The organism is Acinetobacter indicus CIP 110367, from assembly GCF_000488255.1.
Classification (GTDB): domain Bacteria; phylum Pseudomonadota; class Gammaproteobacteria; order Pseudomonadales; family Moraxellaceae; genus Acinetobacter; species Acinetobacter indicus.
Window position 1 is genome coordinate 305,981 of sequence record NZ_KI530755.1, and the last position, 17,457, is coordinate 323,437.

Here is a 17,457-nt window from a genome sequence, read left to right on the forward strand (position 1 = left end):
TTGTTTAAGCGTGTGGTGGAACCAGTTCTTCAAACAGATCATTTAAATTGTCATGCACTTTTAAATGAATCAGGTTCCAGTAATGACCCGACACCGTGCGGTTGACCATTAAGGTATCGGGTGATGGCTTGAATACATCCCAATATTTTAACGAGGGTTTCATCAGTTCCATACCATCATGATGGGCCGAGTTTTCGGCAAAATCATAATCGGTGGTCAAAGGGCGCATCAGCACTTCCAGCCAGGCCTGATACAGTTCTGGCGGGAATTTGCCTTGCTCGGACAGGGAGTGCAGGGCAGTCAGTTCCTGTTCCATTAAGGCAATATTCTGGGCACGGCCGGCCTGAATCAGCGCTTTAAAATGCTGCACAATGTCATTGGACAAGGTTTTCACACCGCCGTAATCATAAATAATCACGCTGCCATCTTCACGGAAGGCAAAGTTACCCGGATGCGGGTCACAGTGAAAGCGCTTGAGATAGAAAATTTCCTGGCCAATAGCACGAAACAGGCGGCGTCCCAGTTCATTCCGGGTGGCCAGTGGCCACTGGCTGGCGGTTTCAATACTGTCACCCTGTTCCAGACTTAACGTTAAAATATGCCGGGTCGAATAGTCCTTAAAGACCTGCGGAATAATAATTTTACTGTCCAGCGCCTGATGGAAGGTACGCGCCACTTCCAGGTTTTGTGCTTCAATCTGGTAGTTCAGCTCATTGTCCAGACTGTCCTGAATTTCCTGGAACAGTTTGTCCTGCAATTTGCGGTCAATTTTTAACACACCCATTAAACGCAAGGCCAGACGCACCTGTTTCAGGTCACTTTCACAGGCTTCATCGACACCCGGATACTGGATTTTCACTACCACCTGTTCACCCGTCGGCAAAATTGCCTTATGTACCTGGCCAATGGACGCGGCGGCAAATGGGGTTTCATCAAAATGTTGGAAAATCTGCGCGAGGGGCTTGCCCAGTTCTTTTTCGATTTGTGCCTGAATTTCGGCAAAAGGCATCGGCGGTGCCTGACGTTGTAATTTGCTGATGGCCCGTGCCACTTCCGGTGGGAAAATATCTTTATATTGTGAGGCAATTTGCCCCACTTTCATGACCGCACCTTTCATTTCTCCCAAGGTATCAGCAATCTGGATGCCAATATCCTGAAATAGTTTGCTGCGTGCGGCATTTTTCTGCTCGTCATCGGCAGAAAAGTTTTTAATTGAATTGGAAACGGTTTTGGTGGCGATACTGGCGGTCATACTGGCCAGTTTCATAAAGCGACGACCCGGTGTACTAGCCGTTTTTGCCATGCGAGGTTCCTTAAGATCATCTTGACTATCTGCCTTGAGCATACCGGCAGTTGGGTGAAAAGCCTACTTTAAATTGTTAATAAGCAATTTCACTGCATGCTACAAATAAAAAAGCCGGCGGTAATGGCCGGCTAGAGATGATGGGAGGCGAATCGGTTAGCTGCTTTGACTCAGGCGCTGGTTGTTCATATACAACCGGATCAGCAACAGTACACAGGCCACGCTCAAGCCGACAATCAGGCCGACCCAGACCCCGGCGGCACCCATGCTGCCAAAGCGGGAAAAATATACCCCGACCGGAAAGGCAATGACCCAGTAGGCCAGCATGGTAATCCACATTGGGCCTTTGGTGTCCTGCATACCGCGCAAACAGCCGGCTGCACTAATTTGCCAGGCATCCATTAGCTGGTAGGCAATTGCAAACAGCAGCAGATACATTGCCACCTGTGCCACATCGACATCCGAGGTATAAATCGAAATAATTTCCGGACGGAACAGCCACATAAAACTCATGGTCATAAAGGCCAGCAGGGTTGCGGTAATCAGCCCCAAATACTGCACGCGGCGCATGGCAGCCCAGTTTTTTTCACCATAATAGGTGCCAATGCGGATGGTCAGTGCAATGGCTAGAGACATCGGAATCATAAACAGCTGTGAGGTCACCGACATGGCAATCTGGTGTGCTGCTACCAGCGTTTCCCCTAAGGGGCTAATCACGATGGCTGCGGTACTGAAAATACTGACTTCAAAGAAAATTGCCAAACCAATCGGCAGGCCGAGCATTAAAATCCGTTTCATCCAGTAACGGTCGATGGGTTCCCAGCGGGTGAAAATCTGGGTGCTTTGGTAGGCGCTGCTTTTGGAAATGTACAGCGCCAGGGTAATAAACATCAGCCACTGTAAAATGGCCGTGGCAAAGCCGCAGCCGGCACTGCCCAGTTCAGGCAGCGGCCCTAAACCATACATAAAGATCAGGTTCAACGGCACCAGTACTACCAGCGCCAGCAGACTGATGACCGTTACCGGCCGTGGATAACCCAGCGCCTCGGAATAGCCACGTAGCGCAGCATACATGGTCACCGCCGGCATACCAAACCCAATGGCATGCAGAAACAGTCCAGCTTTCGGTTGCAGGCTTTCTGGTACTCCAAGCAGCGGCAATAACAGCGGTGCCAGCTGTAAAATCAGGCAGGCAATCCAGCCCAAAATAAACGCCACCCATAACGATTGCCGGGCAATGGTGGCAATTTTTACCGGTGTACGCGCACCATTGGCCTCGGCCACCAGCGGCGTGGTGGCAATCATGATGCCACTAAACAGCAGCATCACCGGAAGCCAGAGTCCCACACCAACTGCAATTGCGGCTAAATCGGTCGGTGAAAACTGACCGGCCATAATGGTATCAATTAGCCCCAGACCGGCCTGGGCAAATTGCGTCACCAGAATCGGAATCATTAAACGGAACAGTTGTTTTAATTCAAAACGTGTGCTGACAAGCGTAGCCACAGTTATTACCCATATTCATCATGTGCTTAGAACAGAGCGATTAGCGTTGTAAAGTGAGAAGCACACCTATAAAAATCACCACGCCACCCAGAAGACGTTGCCAGTTGATGGGTGCTTTTTCTGTGCCCAGGACACCAAAATGATCGACCAGCATCGACATGGCAATCTGGCCAAACAGGATTAAACCGGTCAGGGTGAGATAGCCGAGTTTCGGTGCTGCATAAATACTTAAACTGATGGCATAGACCCCTAACACACCGCCCAGCCACATATACCAGGGTAAATGGACGATCTCGTGCAGATTAGGTTTGGGAACCTGTTGAAAAAACACCAAAATAGCCAGCACTATTGTACCAACCAAAAACGAGAAAAGGGCAGCCTGCAAAGGAGAATATAAATATTCGCGTAGCTGGGTATTGATGGCAGTTTGCAGGGTCATGGCAATCCCGATCCCCATGGCCAGCGGCATTAAAAGCAGTAATTGCGAAGATATTTTCATCATTCTAACACGCTAATTCTTCTGTAATTTTTTCTAGTGTAGCGGTATTCGCTGTGAGATTTTATCGGTGTCCTGATGCAGTCATGTTAAAATATGCATCTTCCTTTGCTGTTTTTGAGCTTGTTCCTTGGCTGAATTGAATCCTGCGTCTGTGCCCTTGTCCCTCTATATTCACATGCCGTGGTGCGTGCGCAAGTGTCCGTATTGTGACTTTAACTCGCATGCCGTCCCGGATGGCAAACTGTCACTGGATTTAGAACAGCAATATTTACAGGCCTTGGTCGCCGATTTTAATACGCAGCTGGAATTTGCCCAGGGCCGTGCAATTCACAGTGTGTTTATTGGCGGTGGGACGCCATCGCTGATTTCAGCAGCTGGCTATCAATGGCTGTTTGCACAGCTTAAAGCGCTGTTGCCATTTCAAGACGATTGCGAAATTACCTTAGAGGCCAATCCGGGCACCATTGAACATGATCCTTTTGCCGGTTATCTGGCGGCGGGAATTAACCGCCTGTCAATTGGGGTGCAAAGTTTTAATAGCGATCATCTAAAAAAACTGGGCCGGATTCATAGCCAGAGCGATGCGCTTTCAGCGATTCACTTGGCGCGTGAGGCCGGCTTTCAGCGCATTAACGTTGATTTGATGCATGGTTTGCCGGAGCAGACTTTGGAACAGGCTTTAAATGATTTAAAGCTGGCGGTTGGGCAGGGCGCGACCCATATTTCCTGGTATCAGCTGACCATTGAACCGAATACCGTATTTTTCCGCACCCAGCCGGTTTTACCGGTCGATGAGGTGCTAGAAGCGATTCAGGAACAGGGTGAGGCCTATTTAAAGGCCAATGGTTTTATCAATTATGAAGTGTCGGCATGGCGGAAGGAGCGACCTTCGGCACATAATTTGAATTACTGGCAATTTGGCGATTATCTGGCGATTGGCGCCGGCGCGCATGGCAAAGTCACCCGACCAGATGGTGTGTACCGTTTCCAGAAAACCCGCCTACCAAAAGATTATCTGGCCAAGGTGCCGGCCGAGCATGGACAGTTCAAACGGATTACCGCTGAGGAGATGCCGTTTGAGTTTATGATGAATGCACTACGCCTGAATGCCGGTGTCGATGCGAAACTTTATGCAGAACGTACCGGTTTAAATCTGGATGATTTGGCACCAGTATTAACCTCACTACGTCAGCGCAAGTTGCTGGTGGAAGATGCCAACCGGCTGGCCTGTACCGAACAGGGGCATGTGTTTTTAAATTCGGTGCTGGAAGAGTTTTTATAACAATCCAAAACCTTCGCTTAGGATATTCACTGCTTTACAGTACTCATAAAAAAGACCGCTTGCGCGGTCTTTTCTTTTTTGGCTTTGACTTAGTAGTCGAAGCTAAAATGTTCCGGTGCCAATGCCGTCATGGTTTTAGATGGATTGACCATTGCTTCGGCATGACCTTGAGTACGTGGCAATAAGCGTTCAAAGTAGAAATCTGCCACTTTGATTTTCGCTTTGTAGAATTCTGGGGTTTCTGCGCCATCATTCGATGCCAGTTTGGCCGATGCAACGGCCGCCTGCTGTGCCCAGAAGTAAGCCATCATCACATAACCCGAGAACATCAGGAAGTCGACAGAGGCACTTGAGACGATGTCGCGGTCTTTACGTGCCGCCAGCATGATGCGTACCGTCAGGGCGTTCCACTGCGCGCATAGCTTGGTTAAGTCCCAGGCAAAACGGCGCATGTATTTATTACGGGCGTGCTGACCACAGAATTTCAGAATTTCTGCGGTATAGTCACGAATCACTTTACCTTTTGAGGTCAGCAGTACTTTACGGCCAATCAGGTCAAGCGCCTGTACACCGGTGGTGCCTTCATATAGGGTCGAGATACGCGAGTCACGTACAATCTGTTCCATGCCCCATTCTTTGATATAACCATGACCGCCATAAACCTGCATGCCGTGGTTGGCTGCTTCATAGCCCATTTCAGTCAGGAAGCCTTTTAGAATTGGAGTATAGAAACCCAGGTGATCATCATGCTGTTCAAAGGCAGCAGTATCGCCACGCTCCAGTGCATCGGTCATTTTGTCGGCAATTTGTGCGGCATGATAAATCATGGCACGACCGCCTTCAGCAATGGCTTTTTGCGTCAGCAGCATACGGCGCACATCGGCATGGTGAATAATGGCATCGGCCACTTTTTCCGGATCTTTTTTACCGGACAGAGCACGCATTGACATCCGCTCTTTGGCATACGGTAAAGCACCCTGGAAGGCCAGTTCCGCATGACAGATCCCCTGAATCGCGGTACCAATACGGGCAGTATTCATAAAGGTGAACATGGCATGCAGGCCTTTGTTTGGTTCGCCAATTAAATAACCCACCGCATTGTCAAAGTTCAGCACCGCGGTTGCTGACGCGCGAATCCCCATTTTGTGTTCAATCGAACCACAGGTCACCGGGTTACGCTCACCCACGCCACCATCTGCAGATGGCAGGAATTTCGGTACGATAAACAGGGAAATGCCTTTGGTGCCGGCCGGAGCATCCGGTAAACGCGCCAGCACAATATGGACAATATTTTCGGTCAGGTCATGTTCGCCGGCAGAAATAAAGATTTTGGTGCCTGAAATGGCATAAGTGCCATCGGCTTGCGGTTCTGCTTTGGTTTTTACCTGACCTAAGTCAGTACCACATTGTGGCTCGGTCAAACACATGGTTCCTGACCAGGTGCCTGCTACCAGATGCGGTAAATAGGTATCTTTTTGTTCGTCTGTGCCGTACTGGATAATGGTGTTGATACAGCCCACGCTTAAACCCGGATACATCTGGAATGACCAGTTGGCGGTGCCCATCATTTCAGATTTGATCAGGTTTAACGACATTGGCAGGTTTTGACCGCCGTACTGTTCTGGATAAGACAGACCTTGCCAGCCGCTTTGCACAAACTGGTCATAGGCTTCTTTAAAGCCTTTTGGCGTTTTCACTTCGCCATTTTCAAAATGACAGCCTTCCTGGTCGCCGGTCTGGTTCAAAGGAGAGAGGACATTTTCACAAAAATCAGCCGCCCCTTCGAGAATCATGTCGACTGTTTCTGGATCTGCTGCTTCACCGTTAGACAAAGTTTGATAATGTGCTGGATAGTCAAACACTTCATTCATTAAGAAACGAATGTCGTGTAAAGGCGCTTTATATGCTGGCATAACATTAATCCTGATTTAAAAATAGTTTTGGATTATCTGATCGGATAGTTTGATTATTCACACTGCGCATCAAAATACATTGATGTTGAATTCAGTTAAAAATGTCAGAAAAGCGAATCAATAGAATCTTATAGACGTGGGATCAGTTCTAATTTAGGAGAAAATCCTGCCCTTGTCACCACTGTTTTTTGTATTCTATTTATTTAAATTATAACAAAATAAAACATAAGTGAGCATGATCTAGGACCAAAGCCTAATGGCCGGCAAAGACGTTTAAATCTGGGCAAATCGGTTGCCATATTTGTGTCATTAAATCCAATCATAATACGGGTTAATTGTGCAGCCCAAAGGCTAGGCATAAAAAAAGAACCGTGCAAGATCGGTTCTTTTTCTGGGCAAAATCGCAGATTTTAAAGAAAATCTTTTAAATCGGGTTTGACCCCATTCCAGATTGAAAACGATTCAATCGCCTGACCGACCAGCATGCCAAAGCCTTCCGAGGTTGGAATCTGACGGGCTTTGGCCTGTTCCAGAAAACTGGAGGGCTTGCCATAGGCCATTTCATAGGCATGTTGAAATTGCAGCGCGTCCGGCAGGATTAAGGCATCGCCACTCAAGCTGGCCGATGTCGCATTAATGACAATGTCAAACTCGCCCGCTAGTGCATCCAGACCAATGGTAGACAATTCGGCCTGTGGTACGGCCTGTTGCAAATCGGCCACCAGCTGCTCGGCACGCGCCAGAGTACGGTTGGCAATCACCACTTTTTTCACGCCGGCCTGAACCAGTGGATAAATCACGCCACGGGTGGCGCCACCAGCGCCAATAATCAGAATTTTAGTATTGTCCAAATTCCAGTTCAGCGCACGAATGGCATCGACCAGCCCTTGACCATCGGTATTGTCCCCATGCAGCTGACCATCTTGCATCCATAAGGTATTTACAGCTTTGGCGGTTTTGGCCCGTTCGCTGAGCACATCACACAAGGCAAAAGCCTGTTCCTTAAAAGGCACGGTGACATTCATGCCTACCCCACCTTCGGCAAAGAATTCACGAATATTGGCTTCAAAACCATCCAATGGTGCCAGGCGTTTGCGATAGACCAGATCAACCCCGGTTTTTTCGGCAAAGGCATGATGCAGTTCTGGAGAGCGGGACTGTTCAATCGGGTTGCCCACAACGGCAAATTGTTTGCGCATTTTCACATGATCCATTTGCTGAAATGCCCATCAATATACGCCAAATCGGGCAGGGGCTAAAGCCTGCAAATGATGAACAATTGGAATAAATCCAATAAGCAAAACGACACAATCGGGTGTCGGGCAGGGAAGAGGGGGATAAGGTAAAAGAAGAGAAAATCGAATAGAGAAAAATAAAAAGATCAATAAAGCAGTCTGATCTGTAAACCTGTGACGGCTTAAGGATTACAGATATCTAAAATAGTATCCAAAACCAGCAAAACTGAAGTAAAGACCAGAGCAATCAGGGCAAAAACACTGGCCACAATCGACAGGCTGTCACTTAAAGGATGTTCAAAAATAAAAGTAATGCTGAGAGAGCAGACTAGAAGACTGAGAATTAGCCAGAATAGCAGACCTTTGTGTTGAGCAATAAAATTTTGCAGCATGGGAGTGTTCCTTAAATCGATATTGGCTCAATTCCATCTTTCGCCAGACGCATTAAACCAAGACTATAGAGTCTACTCGCTTTAAATGAAAGTCTTGTGAAGAGTTGGCGAAAAAGTGTATGCAAATATATTGAAACGTATGCACCTTGCAAGCGTATGTTGCAAGAAAAAAAGCTACCGCTATTTGCGGTAGCTTTTTAGAAACTTATTGTAGTTCGCGTAGCCAGTCATGCGGCTTTAAATAATAGTCGGTGAGTTTTTTCTCTGCGGAATCGGCATCCCATTCCGGGCGATAACTCCAGCCGGCCAGGTTGGGCAAGCTGACCAGAATGGATTCAATCCGGCCGCCAGTTTGCAGGCCAAACAGCGTGCCGCGGTCATAGACCAGATTATATTCCACATAGCGGCCACGACGATAGAGCTGGAATTCACGCTGCGCTTCGGTATAAGGTTTATCTTGATTGCGTTTAAAAATCGGTAAAATCGCTTCCAGATAGCCGTTGCCCACCGCCTGAATATATTCAAAGCAGGTGTCAAAATCCCACTGGTTTAAATCGTCAAAGAACAGACCGCCGACCCCGCGCTGTTCATCGCGATGTTTCAGATAAAAATAGTCATCACACCACTGTTTGTGTTCGGTATAGACCTGCTCGCCAAAGGGTGCACATAAGTCATGTGCCGTCTGATGCCAGGACAGGACATCTTCATCATTCGGATAAAACGGGGTCAGGTCAAAACCGCCGCCAAACCACCAGATCGGGTCCTGACCTTCCGGTTCGGCTACAAATAGACGAACATTGGCATGTGAGGTCGGGACATTCGGATTTTTCGGATGAATCACCAGGGATACACCCATGGCCTGCGCTTTGGCACCGGCAATACCGGGATGACGTTCAGTTGCCGAGGCAGGCAGTTTGGAGATGTTAATATGCGAGAACATCACCCCGCCTTTTTCAATCACGCTGCCGTTTTGTAGGACCCGGGAACGGCCACCGCCCCCTTCAGGGCGCTGCCAGTCATCAATCACAAATTCAGCCGTACCGCCGCTGGCCCGTTCCTGTTGTTCTAACGCGGCACAGATGCGCGCCTGTAAATCGAGAAGAAATTCACGTACGCGTTGAATATCAGCGGAGGTTGGATGCTGCATGATGACACTCATGAATAAAAAACAATAAGTACATCAAAGCACAGATTGGTAAAAAAATTAAGAGGGGAAGGGCTGCTGTACGCTGCGCATGGCTGATCTAAGTAAAAAGGCAACAGCATGAGCTTCCCGATTCCCGACCAAAAGGCTAGGTTGAATTCCTGTTTTAAGCTCCGCACAATAGTGAATACGGGCCTTGTGCCTACCTCATAGGGTCAATTGCAGTGGAGCAATGTAGATGTTGAAACCGGCCAGTTCTCTCGTACAAAAATACAATGTTCCAGGACCCCGCTATACCAGTTATCCGACCGTACCGTATTGGGAAGAGGCCAGTTTTTCTCGCGAGGCCTGGCAGCAAAGTCTGCAACGCGCGTTTGCTGAATCCAATGCCAGCGAAGGCATCAGCCTGTATATCCATCTGCCCTTCTGCGAAAGTTTATGTACCTTTTGCGGTTGCCATAAGCGTGTCACCAAGCGCCACGAAATGGAGCAACCCTACATTCAGGCAGTGCTGAAAGAGTGGGATTTATATTGCCAGTTACTGCCAGACCGGCCGATGATTAAAGAAATCCATTTGGGTGGCGGCACGCCGACTTTCTTTTCTGTAGCCCATTTACAGCAGCTGATTCAGGGCATTCTGGCCAAAGCCATAGTCGCGCCCGAGCATGAATTCAGTTTTGAAGGCCATCCGAACAATACCACCCGTGAACATTTGCAGGCGCTATATGATCTGGGCTTTCGCCGGGTCAGCTATGGCGTGCAGGACTATAATGAAAAGGTCCAGAAAGCCATCCACCGGATTCAGCCTTATGAACATGTGCAGCGTGTGACCGAATGGGCGCGTGATATTGGCTACACGTCAATTTCGCATGATCTGGTTTTTGGCTTGCCTTTTCAGAATCTGGAGGATGTTTTAAATACCATTCAGCAGACCACCCAGTTAAATCCGGACCGTCTGGCTTTTTATAGTTATGCGCATGTACCGTGGATTAAAGGCAATGGCCAGCGCGGTTTTAAAGATGATGATGTGCCAAAAGATGAACTGAAACGTACCCTGTATGAAGAGGGCAAGAAGAAATTGCTGGCGCATGGTTATCATGAAATTGGCATGGATCATTTTGCCCTGAAAAGCGATGCCATGTATCAGGCTTTTCAGCAGGGCAGTCTGCACCGTAACTTTATGGGCTATACCGCTTCCAAAACCCAGCTGATGATTGGGCTTGGGTTATCTTCCATCAGTGATAGCTGGTACAGCTTTGCGCAAAATGAAAAGACCCTGGAAGATTATTATGCGCGACTGGAACAGAATGAAATTCCGGTATTTCGCGGGCATGTATTGACCGCTGAGGACCTGATGATTCGCCGGCATATCCTGAATTTGATGTGCAGCTTCCAGACCTCATGGGCCGAGCCAGAGATGCAGTTCCCGGAATTGCCTGAGGTGCTCAAGCAGCTGGAAGAAATGCAGGAAGATGGCTTGTTAACGCTGTTTGAGGATCATTTACAGGTTACGGAGCAGGGCAAACCGTTTGTACGTAATATCTGTATGGCGTTTGATTTGCGTTTAAAACGTAAAGTACCGAGTACCCGTATTTTCTCGATGACGATTTAATTTTTATCTTATCCAATTCAGCATTCAATCACATGACCCGGCGACAGGGAGGTCGCCATTTCACTGTATGGCAGGGATGCCATATCAGTGAAATAAAGGGGTTTGGTTACTTTGCCCCGTCAAAGTAACAAAGAAAAAGCCTTCATGCAGAATGAAATGTTATTGATACAGGTAGTCTGCCAATTTGAAATAGTTTAAAAAGAAGCCATTTAATCGAGATAAGCGGAAAGGCGACATTCCTGTCGCCGGTCATTTGATTAAAAGGTGTTTTGACTCTAAAAGAGGGAAAGCTGTTTTTGGAAACCTTAAAATGACTTAGAAGTCATCTTTTTGGTACATATGCGCCATACGCTCATGTTTGGTCTTTAAATACTGCTCATTAAACGGGTTTAAACCTACCGTTAACGGCACGCGATCAACCACATTAATTCCTTGTTCACGCAATGCTTCAATCTTTAGCGGGTTATTGGTAATTAACCGCACCGCTTTGACTTGCAGATGATCCAGCATAATGCTGCACATATCATATTGACGGGCATCGGCAGGCAGATTCAGCATTAAATTGGCATCTACCGTATCATGTCCCTGATCTTGCAGGGCATAGGCGCGAATCTTGTTGGTCAGGCCAATGCCGCGTCCTTCCTGACGCAAATATAAAATCACCCCTTGTCCGGCTTCATTAATCAGACGCTGGGTGGCCTGTAATTGCGGGCCGCAGTCACATTTTAATGAAGCAAAGGCATCCCCGGTTAAGCACTCGGAATGGACACGAACCAGTACCGGTTCGGTCGGGGCCTGTTCCAGACCTTTAGACAGTGCAACATGCTCTTCGCCAGTTTTCGGATCTTGAAATACAGTAATTTTAAATTCACCAAAAGCGGTTGGTAGTCTTGACGTTGCGACAAATTCTATAGGCACAGTTTTACCCGTTAAATTGTTCATGAATGCGTTAAAGTATAGCCTAATGCTCAGACATTAGTAGAATAGGATTGCTGAATTTCTGCAGAAGATTTTCTTTTTTGTAGAAAGCGAACGATAATAGTTGATAAATAGCAAGGTTATTCAGGATAATCTACGCCACCTAAACACTGCCCGACTGAAATCATTGCTCAAAACTACATCGCTAGAAATGTGGCTGATTGAAGATGGTACAATTCGACTATATGATCGAGTAACTCCCCCTTGACCTAGCTTAGGTTTTGCCAGGCTTTAGAAGGCTTTGCCACATATGTTGTATACAGAAATACCGACTCAACGCCCTGTAACACCGTTGCTGGATAGCATAGATCATCCACAACAATTACGTTTACTCGCGCAAAGCCAGTTAGCACAAGTGGCAGATGAGTTACGTCAATTCATTTTGTATGCAGCAGGGCAAAGTGGCGGGCATTTCGGTGCCAATTTAGGGGTCATCGAACTGACTGTGGCCTTGCATTATGCGTTTAATACGCCACATGACCGTCTGATCTGGGATGTCGGTCATCAGGCTTATCCGCATAAAGCCTTAACTGGACGCCGTGAACAGCTGACCACTATTCGTGCCAAAGATGGTCTGGCCGCGTTTCCGGCCCGTGAAGAATCTGAATTTGATACCTTTGGCGTCGGACATTCATCCACCGCGATTTCTGCCGGTTTGGGCATGGCGCTGGCTAGCCGTTATCAGCAGCAGCAGCGTGAAGTGGTGGCAATTATTGGTGATGGTGCCATGACCGCCGGCATGGCCTTTGAAGCCATGAATGATGCGGTGGCGCATCAGGCCGATTTAATGGTCATTTTAAACGACAATGATATGTCAATTTCCTGCAGCACCGGTGGTTTTGCCAAACATCTGGCGGCGCTGTGGCAGCGCGGCGAAAGCGTGCATATTGATGCTGCTGGCGAGGCCTATATCCAGCCACATCCCGAGTGGAACTACACCTCACGTTTGCATTGTGCTGCAACCGATGCGGCTGATAATTTATTTAAAGCGATTGGTTTTGATTATTTTGGTCCTTTTGATGGCCATGATGTTGATCAGCTGGTCAATGTATTCCAGGCACTGAAAAAGCGTAAAGGCCCGCGTTTAATCCACATCTATACCAAAAAAGGTAAAGGCTTTGCCCCGGCAGAAGCGGACCAGATTAAATATCACGCCATTAGTAAAATCAACAGCAGTGCGTCTGCAGCAGCGGCGCCTAAATATTCCGATGTTTTTGGCCAATGGCTGTCCGATGAAGCTGCACAAGATTCACGTCTGCTGGCGATTACCCCAGCCATGTGCGAAGGTTCGGGCATGGTGCAGTTTGCCAAGCAATATCCGGAGCGTTTCTTTGATGTGGCCATTGCCGAACAGCATGCCGTGACCCTGGCCGCCGGAATGGCCTGTGAAGGTTTAAAACCTGTGGTCGCAATTTATTCGACCTTCCTGCAACGTGGATATGATCAGCTGATTCATGATGTGGCGCTGCAAAATCTAGATGTCACTTTCGGCATCGACCGGGCTGGTCTGGTCGGTGAAGATGGTCCGACCCATGCCGGTGCCTACGATTACGCCTATATGCGCACCGTACCCAACATGGTGATTATGGCACCGAAAGATGAAAATGAATGCCGCCAGATGCTGCACACGGCTTATCATTATCCGGGGCCGGCAGCGGTGCGTTATCCACGCGGTAATGGCGTTGGAGTCGAAATTCAGCAGCAATTGAACCTGATGGAGATCGGTCAGGCAGAAATTGTGGCGCGTTTTAATGAACAGTCGGATGAGCAGATTGCCATTTTGGCCTTTGGTAGCCGGGTCTATCCGGCCATTGAAGCAGCACAGGCATTTGCAGCCCGGCATGACATTGCCGTGCAAGTGGTGAACATGCGTTTTGTGAAACCGCTGGATGAAGCCATGATTGAACGCCTGGCTGAAAACACCCAGCTGTTTGTAACCGTAGAAGAACATGCAGTGATGGGCGGCGCGGGCAGTGCCGTCAGTGAATATCTGGCCAAGGCTCAGCTGGTCAAGCCTATTATTCACTTAGGCCTGGATGACAGCTTTATGCAACAGGCCACACATAGCCAGATGTTGCAGCAGGCCGGTCTTGATGCCGCCGGTATCGAGCAGGCCATGACCCAGGCCTGGAACAAGCTGACCGAGAGCGTTTCATCCTGAAGCAATAAATTTTAGAAACATTTATTCCCCAAAAGCCCCAATATTTGCTAAAATGTTGGGGCTTTTATGCATTATTCTTTATCAGTATCTTCAAATTTGTAGTGGGTGTTCAATGGAACCTATGGTGGTGATGGCTGCGCGTGCGGCTCAAACAGTTGGTCAAGAGCTTTTAAAAGCGCATCAGAATCGTCATAAACTCGATCTACAAGTCGAAGAAAAAGGAATTGATGGTCCAGTAACGCGTGTTGACCGTTATCTGGAACAGTTGACCATCGATACCCTACGTAAAAGCTATAAAAATCACAGTTTCTTGGGTGAAGAGTTCGGTCTGCAAGAAGGTAAAGGTCATGATGCCGATTGGTGCTGGGTGATCGATCCTTTAGACGGTACGCTTAACTTCATCAACGGTTTTCCGCATTTCTGTATCTCTATTGCTGTTCAGCACAAAGGCGTGACTCAGCACGGCGTGATCTATGATCCAGTCAAAGACGAATTGTTCTCTGCCAGCCGTGGTCGTGGTGCCATGCTTAATCAGCGCCGTATCCGCGTGAATGTTAAAGACAGCCTGGAGAATACGTTCCTGGCTGTGGGTCATGCTTACCGCGCCAAACGTAATGGTGAAGTGGTGTCGTATGCCAAAAACCATTTCGAATCATTATTGAACGTGACTGAAGCTGGTGCGCAATATCGCCGTGCAGGTTCTGCTGCGCTGGATCTGGCTTATGTGGCAGCTGGCCGTTTAGATGGCTATTTCGAGCTGGGCCTAAAACCGTGGGATATCGCAGCGGGCGAGTTAATCGTCAAAGAAGCTGGTGGTACTGTAGTGGATGCACGTGGTGGCAGCGATTCTATGGACAATGGTCAGGTACTTGCGTGTTCTATGAAAATGCTGAAGCCTTTAATGAAGGCAGTAGTACCTGCCTGGGGCGACGCGGCAAAATAATAGACGCATTGAGTGAAATGACAAGGCTTGCTCCCAAGCCTTAAAAAACAGCCCGCCCAGTCGGGCTGTTTTTTTTGCCTGTTATTTGTGCTTGATTTAATTCAAGTTTAACGACTGGTACAGAAATTAACGCAAAAGTTGATTAAATTAGATGACTTTTAAAATAATCCTGCTATAATCCGCCCACGCACTTAATTTCCGTTCATTACCTGAACATTTCTCTTCTAATCATTGTGTATGCGCGTGCGGTCCAAAGAGAGGACGATATCTCGCGCCCCAATCGCTAAAGCGATTCCTTCAGGTTAAGCCGTAATCATGCGTGCGTTATATCAACATCGTCGTTACTCGGATCGCCGCTGAATTCTTAAATTTTCAGCGTTCAATGCTGTGCCGCTTTTTGCCGATGTCCATTTGACTTTATTATTATGGAGCACCCAATTCTCGGGTGAAATACTCTATGAGCAAAACTTTTGCTGATTTTCCTCTACACGAAACTTTACAACAAGCGTTAGACGCTCTTGGCTTTACTGCGCCTACGCCTGTACAGGAACAGTCAATTCCTGCGGCATTAGAAGGTAAAGATCTTCTTGTATCAAGCCAAACCGGTTCGGGTAAAACTGCAGCGTTCCTTCTCCCAACGCTGAACGCACTTGCAAACCAGGACACATTCGTTCCGTTTAAAGAACGTATGAAAGCCATTACTCAGCCATCTATTCTGGTACTTTGCCCAACACGTGAACTTGCTCAACAGGTGAGCCAGGACGCGATTGCATTTGTACGTCACATGAAAGGTGTTCGTATTGCTGCGATCATGGGTGGTATGCCTTTTGGTAAACAAATTCAACAGTTAAAAGGTGCACAAGTGGTTGTAGCGACGCCAGGTCGTCTACTTGACCTTGTGAACCGTCGTCAAATCAAACTCGACAAAGTTAATGCGTTGATCGTTGACGAAGCTGACCGTATGCTGGACCTGGGTTTCTCTGAAGACCTGGAAGCAATCAGTGATTTGGCTGCAAACCGCGAACAGACCTTAATGTTCTCTGCGACATTTGCACCACGTATCATCACGCTTGCTGAACGTATGATGAATGAGCCAGAACGTATTGCGATCGAAACTGGTCACTCTACTAACACTGACATCACTCAAACGCTGCACTGGACTGATGGCTTCGAGCACAAGAAAAAACTGTTGACGCACTGGTTGAGCGAACAGGATCTTGATCAGGCCGTTGTATTCGCTTCTACCCAAGAAGATACCGATATGCTGGCTGAAGAACTGGCTGAAGCAGGTCACTCAGTTGTTGCGCTGCATGGTGCAATGCCACAAACCGTTCGTAACCGCCGTTTACGCAGCATTCGTGAAGGTCGTGCCAAGATTTTAGTTGCAACTGACGTTGCAGCGCGTGGTCTGGACGTACCGACTATTTCTCACGTGATTAACTTCGGTCTGCCAATGAAGAACGAAGACTATGTACACCGTATTGGCCGTACTGGTCGTGCCGGTCGTACTGGTAAAGCCATTACTTTGGCGACTTACCGTGAACGCGGTAAAATTCGTGCGCTTGAAGACTATTTGGATGCACGTTTAGAAGTATCTGAAATTGAAGGTTTAGAGCCATCTCCACCTCCAGCACGTCCACGTCGTGACGGCGGCCGTGGTGGTAAACGTGACGGTGGTCGCGGTGGCCGTGGTGGTTTTGGCGGTGGCCGTCGTTTTGAAGGCGAAAGCAACTTCAAACGTCGTGAAGGCGGTGATGACCGTCCACGTCGCAGCTTCGATGACAAACCACGTGGCGAGCGTCCATTTGGTGAAGACCGTCCACGTCGTGAATTCAACAGCGATCGTCCGCGTCGTGAAGGTGGCTTTGGCGACCGTCCACAGCGTTCTTTCGATGACCGTCCACGTCGCGAATTCAACAGCGACCGTCCACGTCGTGAAGGTGGCTTTGGTGACCGTCCACAACGTTCTTTCGATGATCGTCCACGCCGTGAATTCAACAGTGACCGTCCGCGTCGCGAAGGTGGTTTCAACGAGCGTCCACGTTTTGACAGCAATGATGACAACCGTGGCAACCGCGTAGACTACAAACCACGTCGTGAAGGTGCTTTCGGTGACCGTCCTAAGCGTGATTTTGGCGACCGTCCAGCGCGTTCATTCGGTGAAGATCGTCCACGTCGCGAGTTCAACAGCGACCGTCCACGCCGTGAAGGTGGTGACCGTCGTCGTAAATTCAACGACTAAGTTGAACTGAGCGAATTCAGAAAACCGGTGCTTGCACCGGTTTTTTATGCGAGAAAATTTGAATTTTGATGAGGAAAATGTATACTGGTTCAAGTTTATTTAAGAATATATTAAGCGATGTCTCATTATCATTCGCACAAACTGCCCGGTGTGTCATCTATGAAAGAGGTGCTTATGCCATATATTTTTTTGGTTTTGCTGCTCTGTAACCTCATCTTTTTTATTTACAGAACTTTTGCCTAAGCTG

General features: G+C 48.1%; 13 protein-coding genes. 5 read left to right on the forward strand and 8 right to left on the reverse strand.

All coding sequences use genetic code 11. The features are described from left to right. Positions 1-4 precede the first annotated feature (4 nt). The 3 genes from P253_RS10050 to P253_RS10060 all read right to left on the reverse strand — a co-directional run bounded on the left by P253_RS10050 (position 5) and on the right by P253_RS10060 (position 3,308). Entirely contained in the window at positions 5-1,303 is a 1,299-nt protein-coding gene (locus P253_RS10050; protein WP_016658508.1) for an ABC1 kinase family protein, read from the reverse strand. A gap of 156 nt (positions 1,304-1,459) precedes the next feature. Continuing rightward, positions 1,460-2,758 carry an MATE family efflux transporter gene (locus P253_RS10055; protein ID WP_042119738.1) on the reverse strand — a complete coding sequence of 433 codons (1,299 nt, stop codon included), beginning with the start codon at positions 2,756-2,758 and terminating at the stop codon, positions 1,460-1,462. Positions 2,759-2,849: 91 nt separating this feature from the next. Continuing rightward, the gene (locus P253_RS10060) at positions 2,850-3,308 is read right to left on the reverse strand and encodes a DMT family transporter (RefSeq protein ID WP_016658510.1); all 459 of its coding nucleotides are present in this window, start codon (positions 3,306-3,308) and stop codon (positions 2,850-2,852) included. Between the two features lie 127 nt (positions 3,309-3,435). Here P253_RS10060 and hemW point away from each other — a divergent pair, with 127 nt between their 5' ends. Next, complete coding sequence (gene hemW / locus P253_RS10065; protein ID WP_016658511.1) at positions 3,436-4,590, forward strand: radical SAM family heme chaperone HemW; 1,155 nt, start codon at positions 3,436-3,438, stop codon at positions 4,588-4,590. Positions 4,591-4,679: 89 nt separating this feature from the next. Here hemW and P253_RS10070 read toward each other — a convergent pair whose 3' ends face one another. The 4 genes from P253_RS10070 to hemF all read right to left on the reverse strand — a co-directional run bounded on the left by P253_RS10070 (position 4,680) and on the right by hemF (position 9,277). Beyond that, complete coding sequence (locus P253_RS10070; RefSeq protein WP_016658512.1) at positions 4,680-6,503, reverse strand: acyl-CoA dehydrogenase C-terminal domain-containing protein; 1,824 nt, start codon at positions 6,501-6,503, stop codon at positions 4,680-4,682. Positions 6,504-6,913: 410 nt separating this feature from the next. Beyond that, the gene (gene aroE, locus P253_RS10075; RefSeq protein ID WP_005180346.1) at positions 6,914-7,702 is read right to left on the reverse strand and encodes a shikimate dehydrogenase; all 789 of its coding nucleotides are present in this window, start codon (positions 7,700-7,702) and stop codon (positions 6,914-6,916) included. Between the two features lie 218 nt (positions 7,703-7,920). Beyond that, positions 7,921-8,130: a hypothetical protein gene (locus P253_RS10080; RefSeq protein ID WP_016658513.1), complete on the reverse strand. Its 210-nt coding sequence runs from the start codon at positions 8,128-8,130 to the stop codon at positions 7,921-7,923. Between the two features lie 205 nt (positions 8,131-8,335). Next, the gene (gene hemF / locus P253_RS10085; RefSeq protein WP_016658514.1) at positions 8,336-9,277 is read right to left on the reverse strand and encodes an oxygen-dependent coproporphyrinogen oxidase; all 942 of its coding nucleotides are present in this window, start codon (positions 9,275-9,277) and stop codon (positions 8,336-8,338) included. Between the two features lie 235 nt (positions 9,278-9,512). On the opposite strand from hemF, the gene hemN reads away from it, so the two are divergent. After that, positions 9,513-10,886: an oxygen-independent coproporphyrinogen III oxidase gene (gene hemN / locus P253_RS10090; RefSeq protein WP_016658515.1), complete on the forward strand. Its 1,374-nt coding sequence runs from the start codon at positions 9,513-9,515 to the stop codon at positions 10,884-10,886. A 315-nt stretch (positions 10,887-11,201) separates the two neighbouring features. Here the strand turns inward: hemN and ribA are convergent, their stop codons facing one another. Continuing rightward, entirely contained in the window at positions 11,202-11,804 is a 603-nt protein-coding gene (gene ribA / locus P253_RS10095; RefSeq protein ID WP_034598236.1) for a GTP cyclohydrolase II, read from the reverse strand. A gap of 310 nt (positions 11,805-12,114) precedes the next feature. Here ribA and dxs point away from each other — a divergent pair, with 310 nt between their 5' ends. From dxs to P253_RS10110, 3 genes are all read left to right on the forward strand, one after another. Next, on the forward strand, positions 12,115-14,025 hold the full coding sequence (gene dxs / locus P253_RS10100) for a 1-deoxy-D-xylulose-5-phosphate synthase (protein ID WP_016658516.1): 1,911 nt from the start codon (positions 12,115-12,117) through the stop codon (positions 14,023-14,025). Positions 14,026-14,137: 112 nt separating this feature from the next. Then, positions 14,138-14,968, forward strand: a complete 831-nt coding sequence (locus P253_RS10105) for an inositol monophosphatase family protein (RefSeq protein WP_034597976.1) — start codon at positions 14,138-14,140, stop codon at positions 14,966-14,968. 457 nt (positions 14,969-15,425) lie between these two features. Then, positions 15,426-17,210: a DEAD/DEAH box helicase gene (locus tag P253_RS10110; protein WP_005180331.1), complete on the forward strand. Its 1,785-nt coding sequence runs from the start codon at positions 15,426-15,428 to the stop codon at positions 17,208-17,210. The last annotated feature ends 247 nt before the right edge of the window (positions 17,211-17,457 follow it).

Excerpts from the sequence above, each read along its gene's own strand:
- hemF (WP_016658514.1), bottom strand. The coding sequence starts at position 9,277 with ATGCAGCATCCAACCTCCGCTGATATTCAACGCGTACGTGAATTTCTT.
- P253_RS10050 (WP_016658508.1), bottom strand. The coding sequence starts at position 1,303 with ATGGCAAAAACGGCTAGTACACCGGGTCGTCGCTTTATGAAACTGGCC.
- hemN (WP_016658515.1), top strand. The coding sequence starts at position 9,513 with ATGTTGAAACCGGCCAGTTCTCTCGTACAAAAATACAATGTTCCAGGA.
- dxs (WP_016658516.1), top strand. The coding sequence starts at position 12,115 with ATGTTGTATACAGAAATACCGACTCAACGCCCTGTAACACCGTTGCTG.
- P253_RS10070 (WP_016658512.1), bottom strand. The coding sequence starts at position 6,503 with ATGCCAGCATATAAAGCGCCTTTACACGACATTCGTTTCTTAATGAAT.
- P253_RS10055 (WP_042119738.1), bottom strand. The coding sequence starts at position 2,758 with ATGATTCCGATTCTGGTGACGCAATTTGCCCAGGCCGGTCTGGGGCTA.
- aroE (WP_005180346.1), bottom strand. The coding sequence starts at position 7,702 with ATGCGCAAACAATTTGCCGTTGTGGGCAACCCGATTGAACAGTCCCGC.
- P253_RS10080 (WP_016658513.1), bottom strand. The coding sequence starts at position 8,130 with ATGCTGCAAAATTTTATTGCTCAACACAAAGGTCTGCTATTCTGGCTA.
- P253_RS10060 (WP_016658510.1), bottom strand. The coding sequence starts at position 3,308 with ATGAAAATATCTTCGCAATTACTGCTTTTAATGCCGCTGGCCATGGGG.
- P253_RS10110 (WP_005180331.1), top strand. The coding sequence starts at position 15,426 with ATGAGCAAAACTTTTGCTGATTTTCCTCTACACGAAACTTTACAACAA.
- P253_RS10105 (WP_034597976.1), top strand. The coding sequence starts at position 14,138 with ATGGAACCTATGGTGGTGATGGCTGCGCGTGCGGCTCAAACAGTTGGT.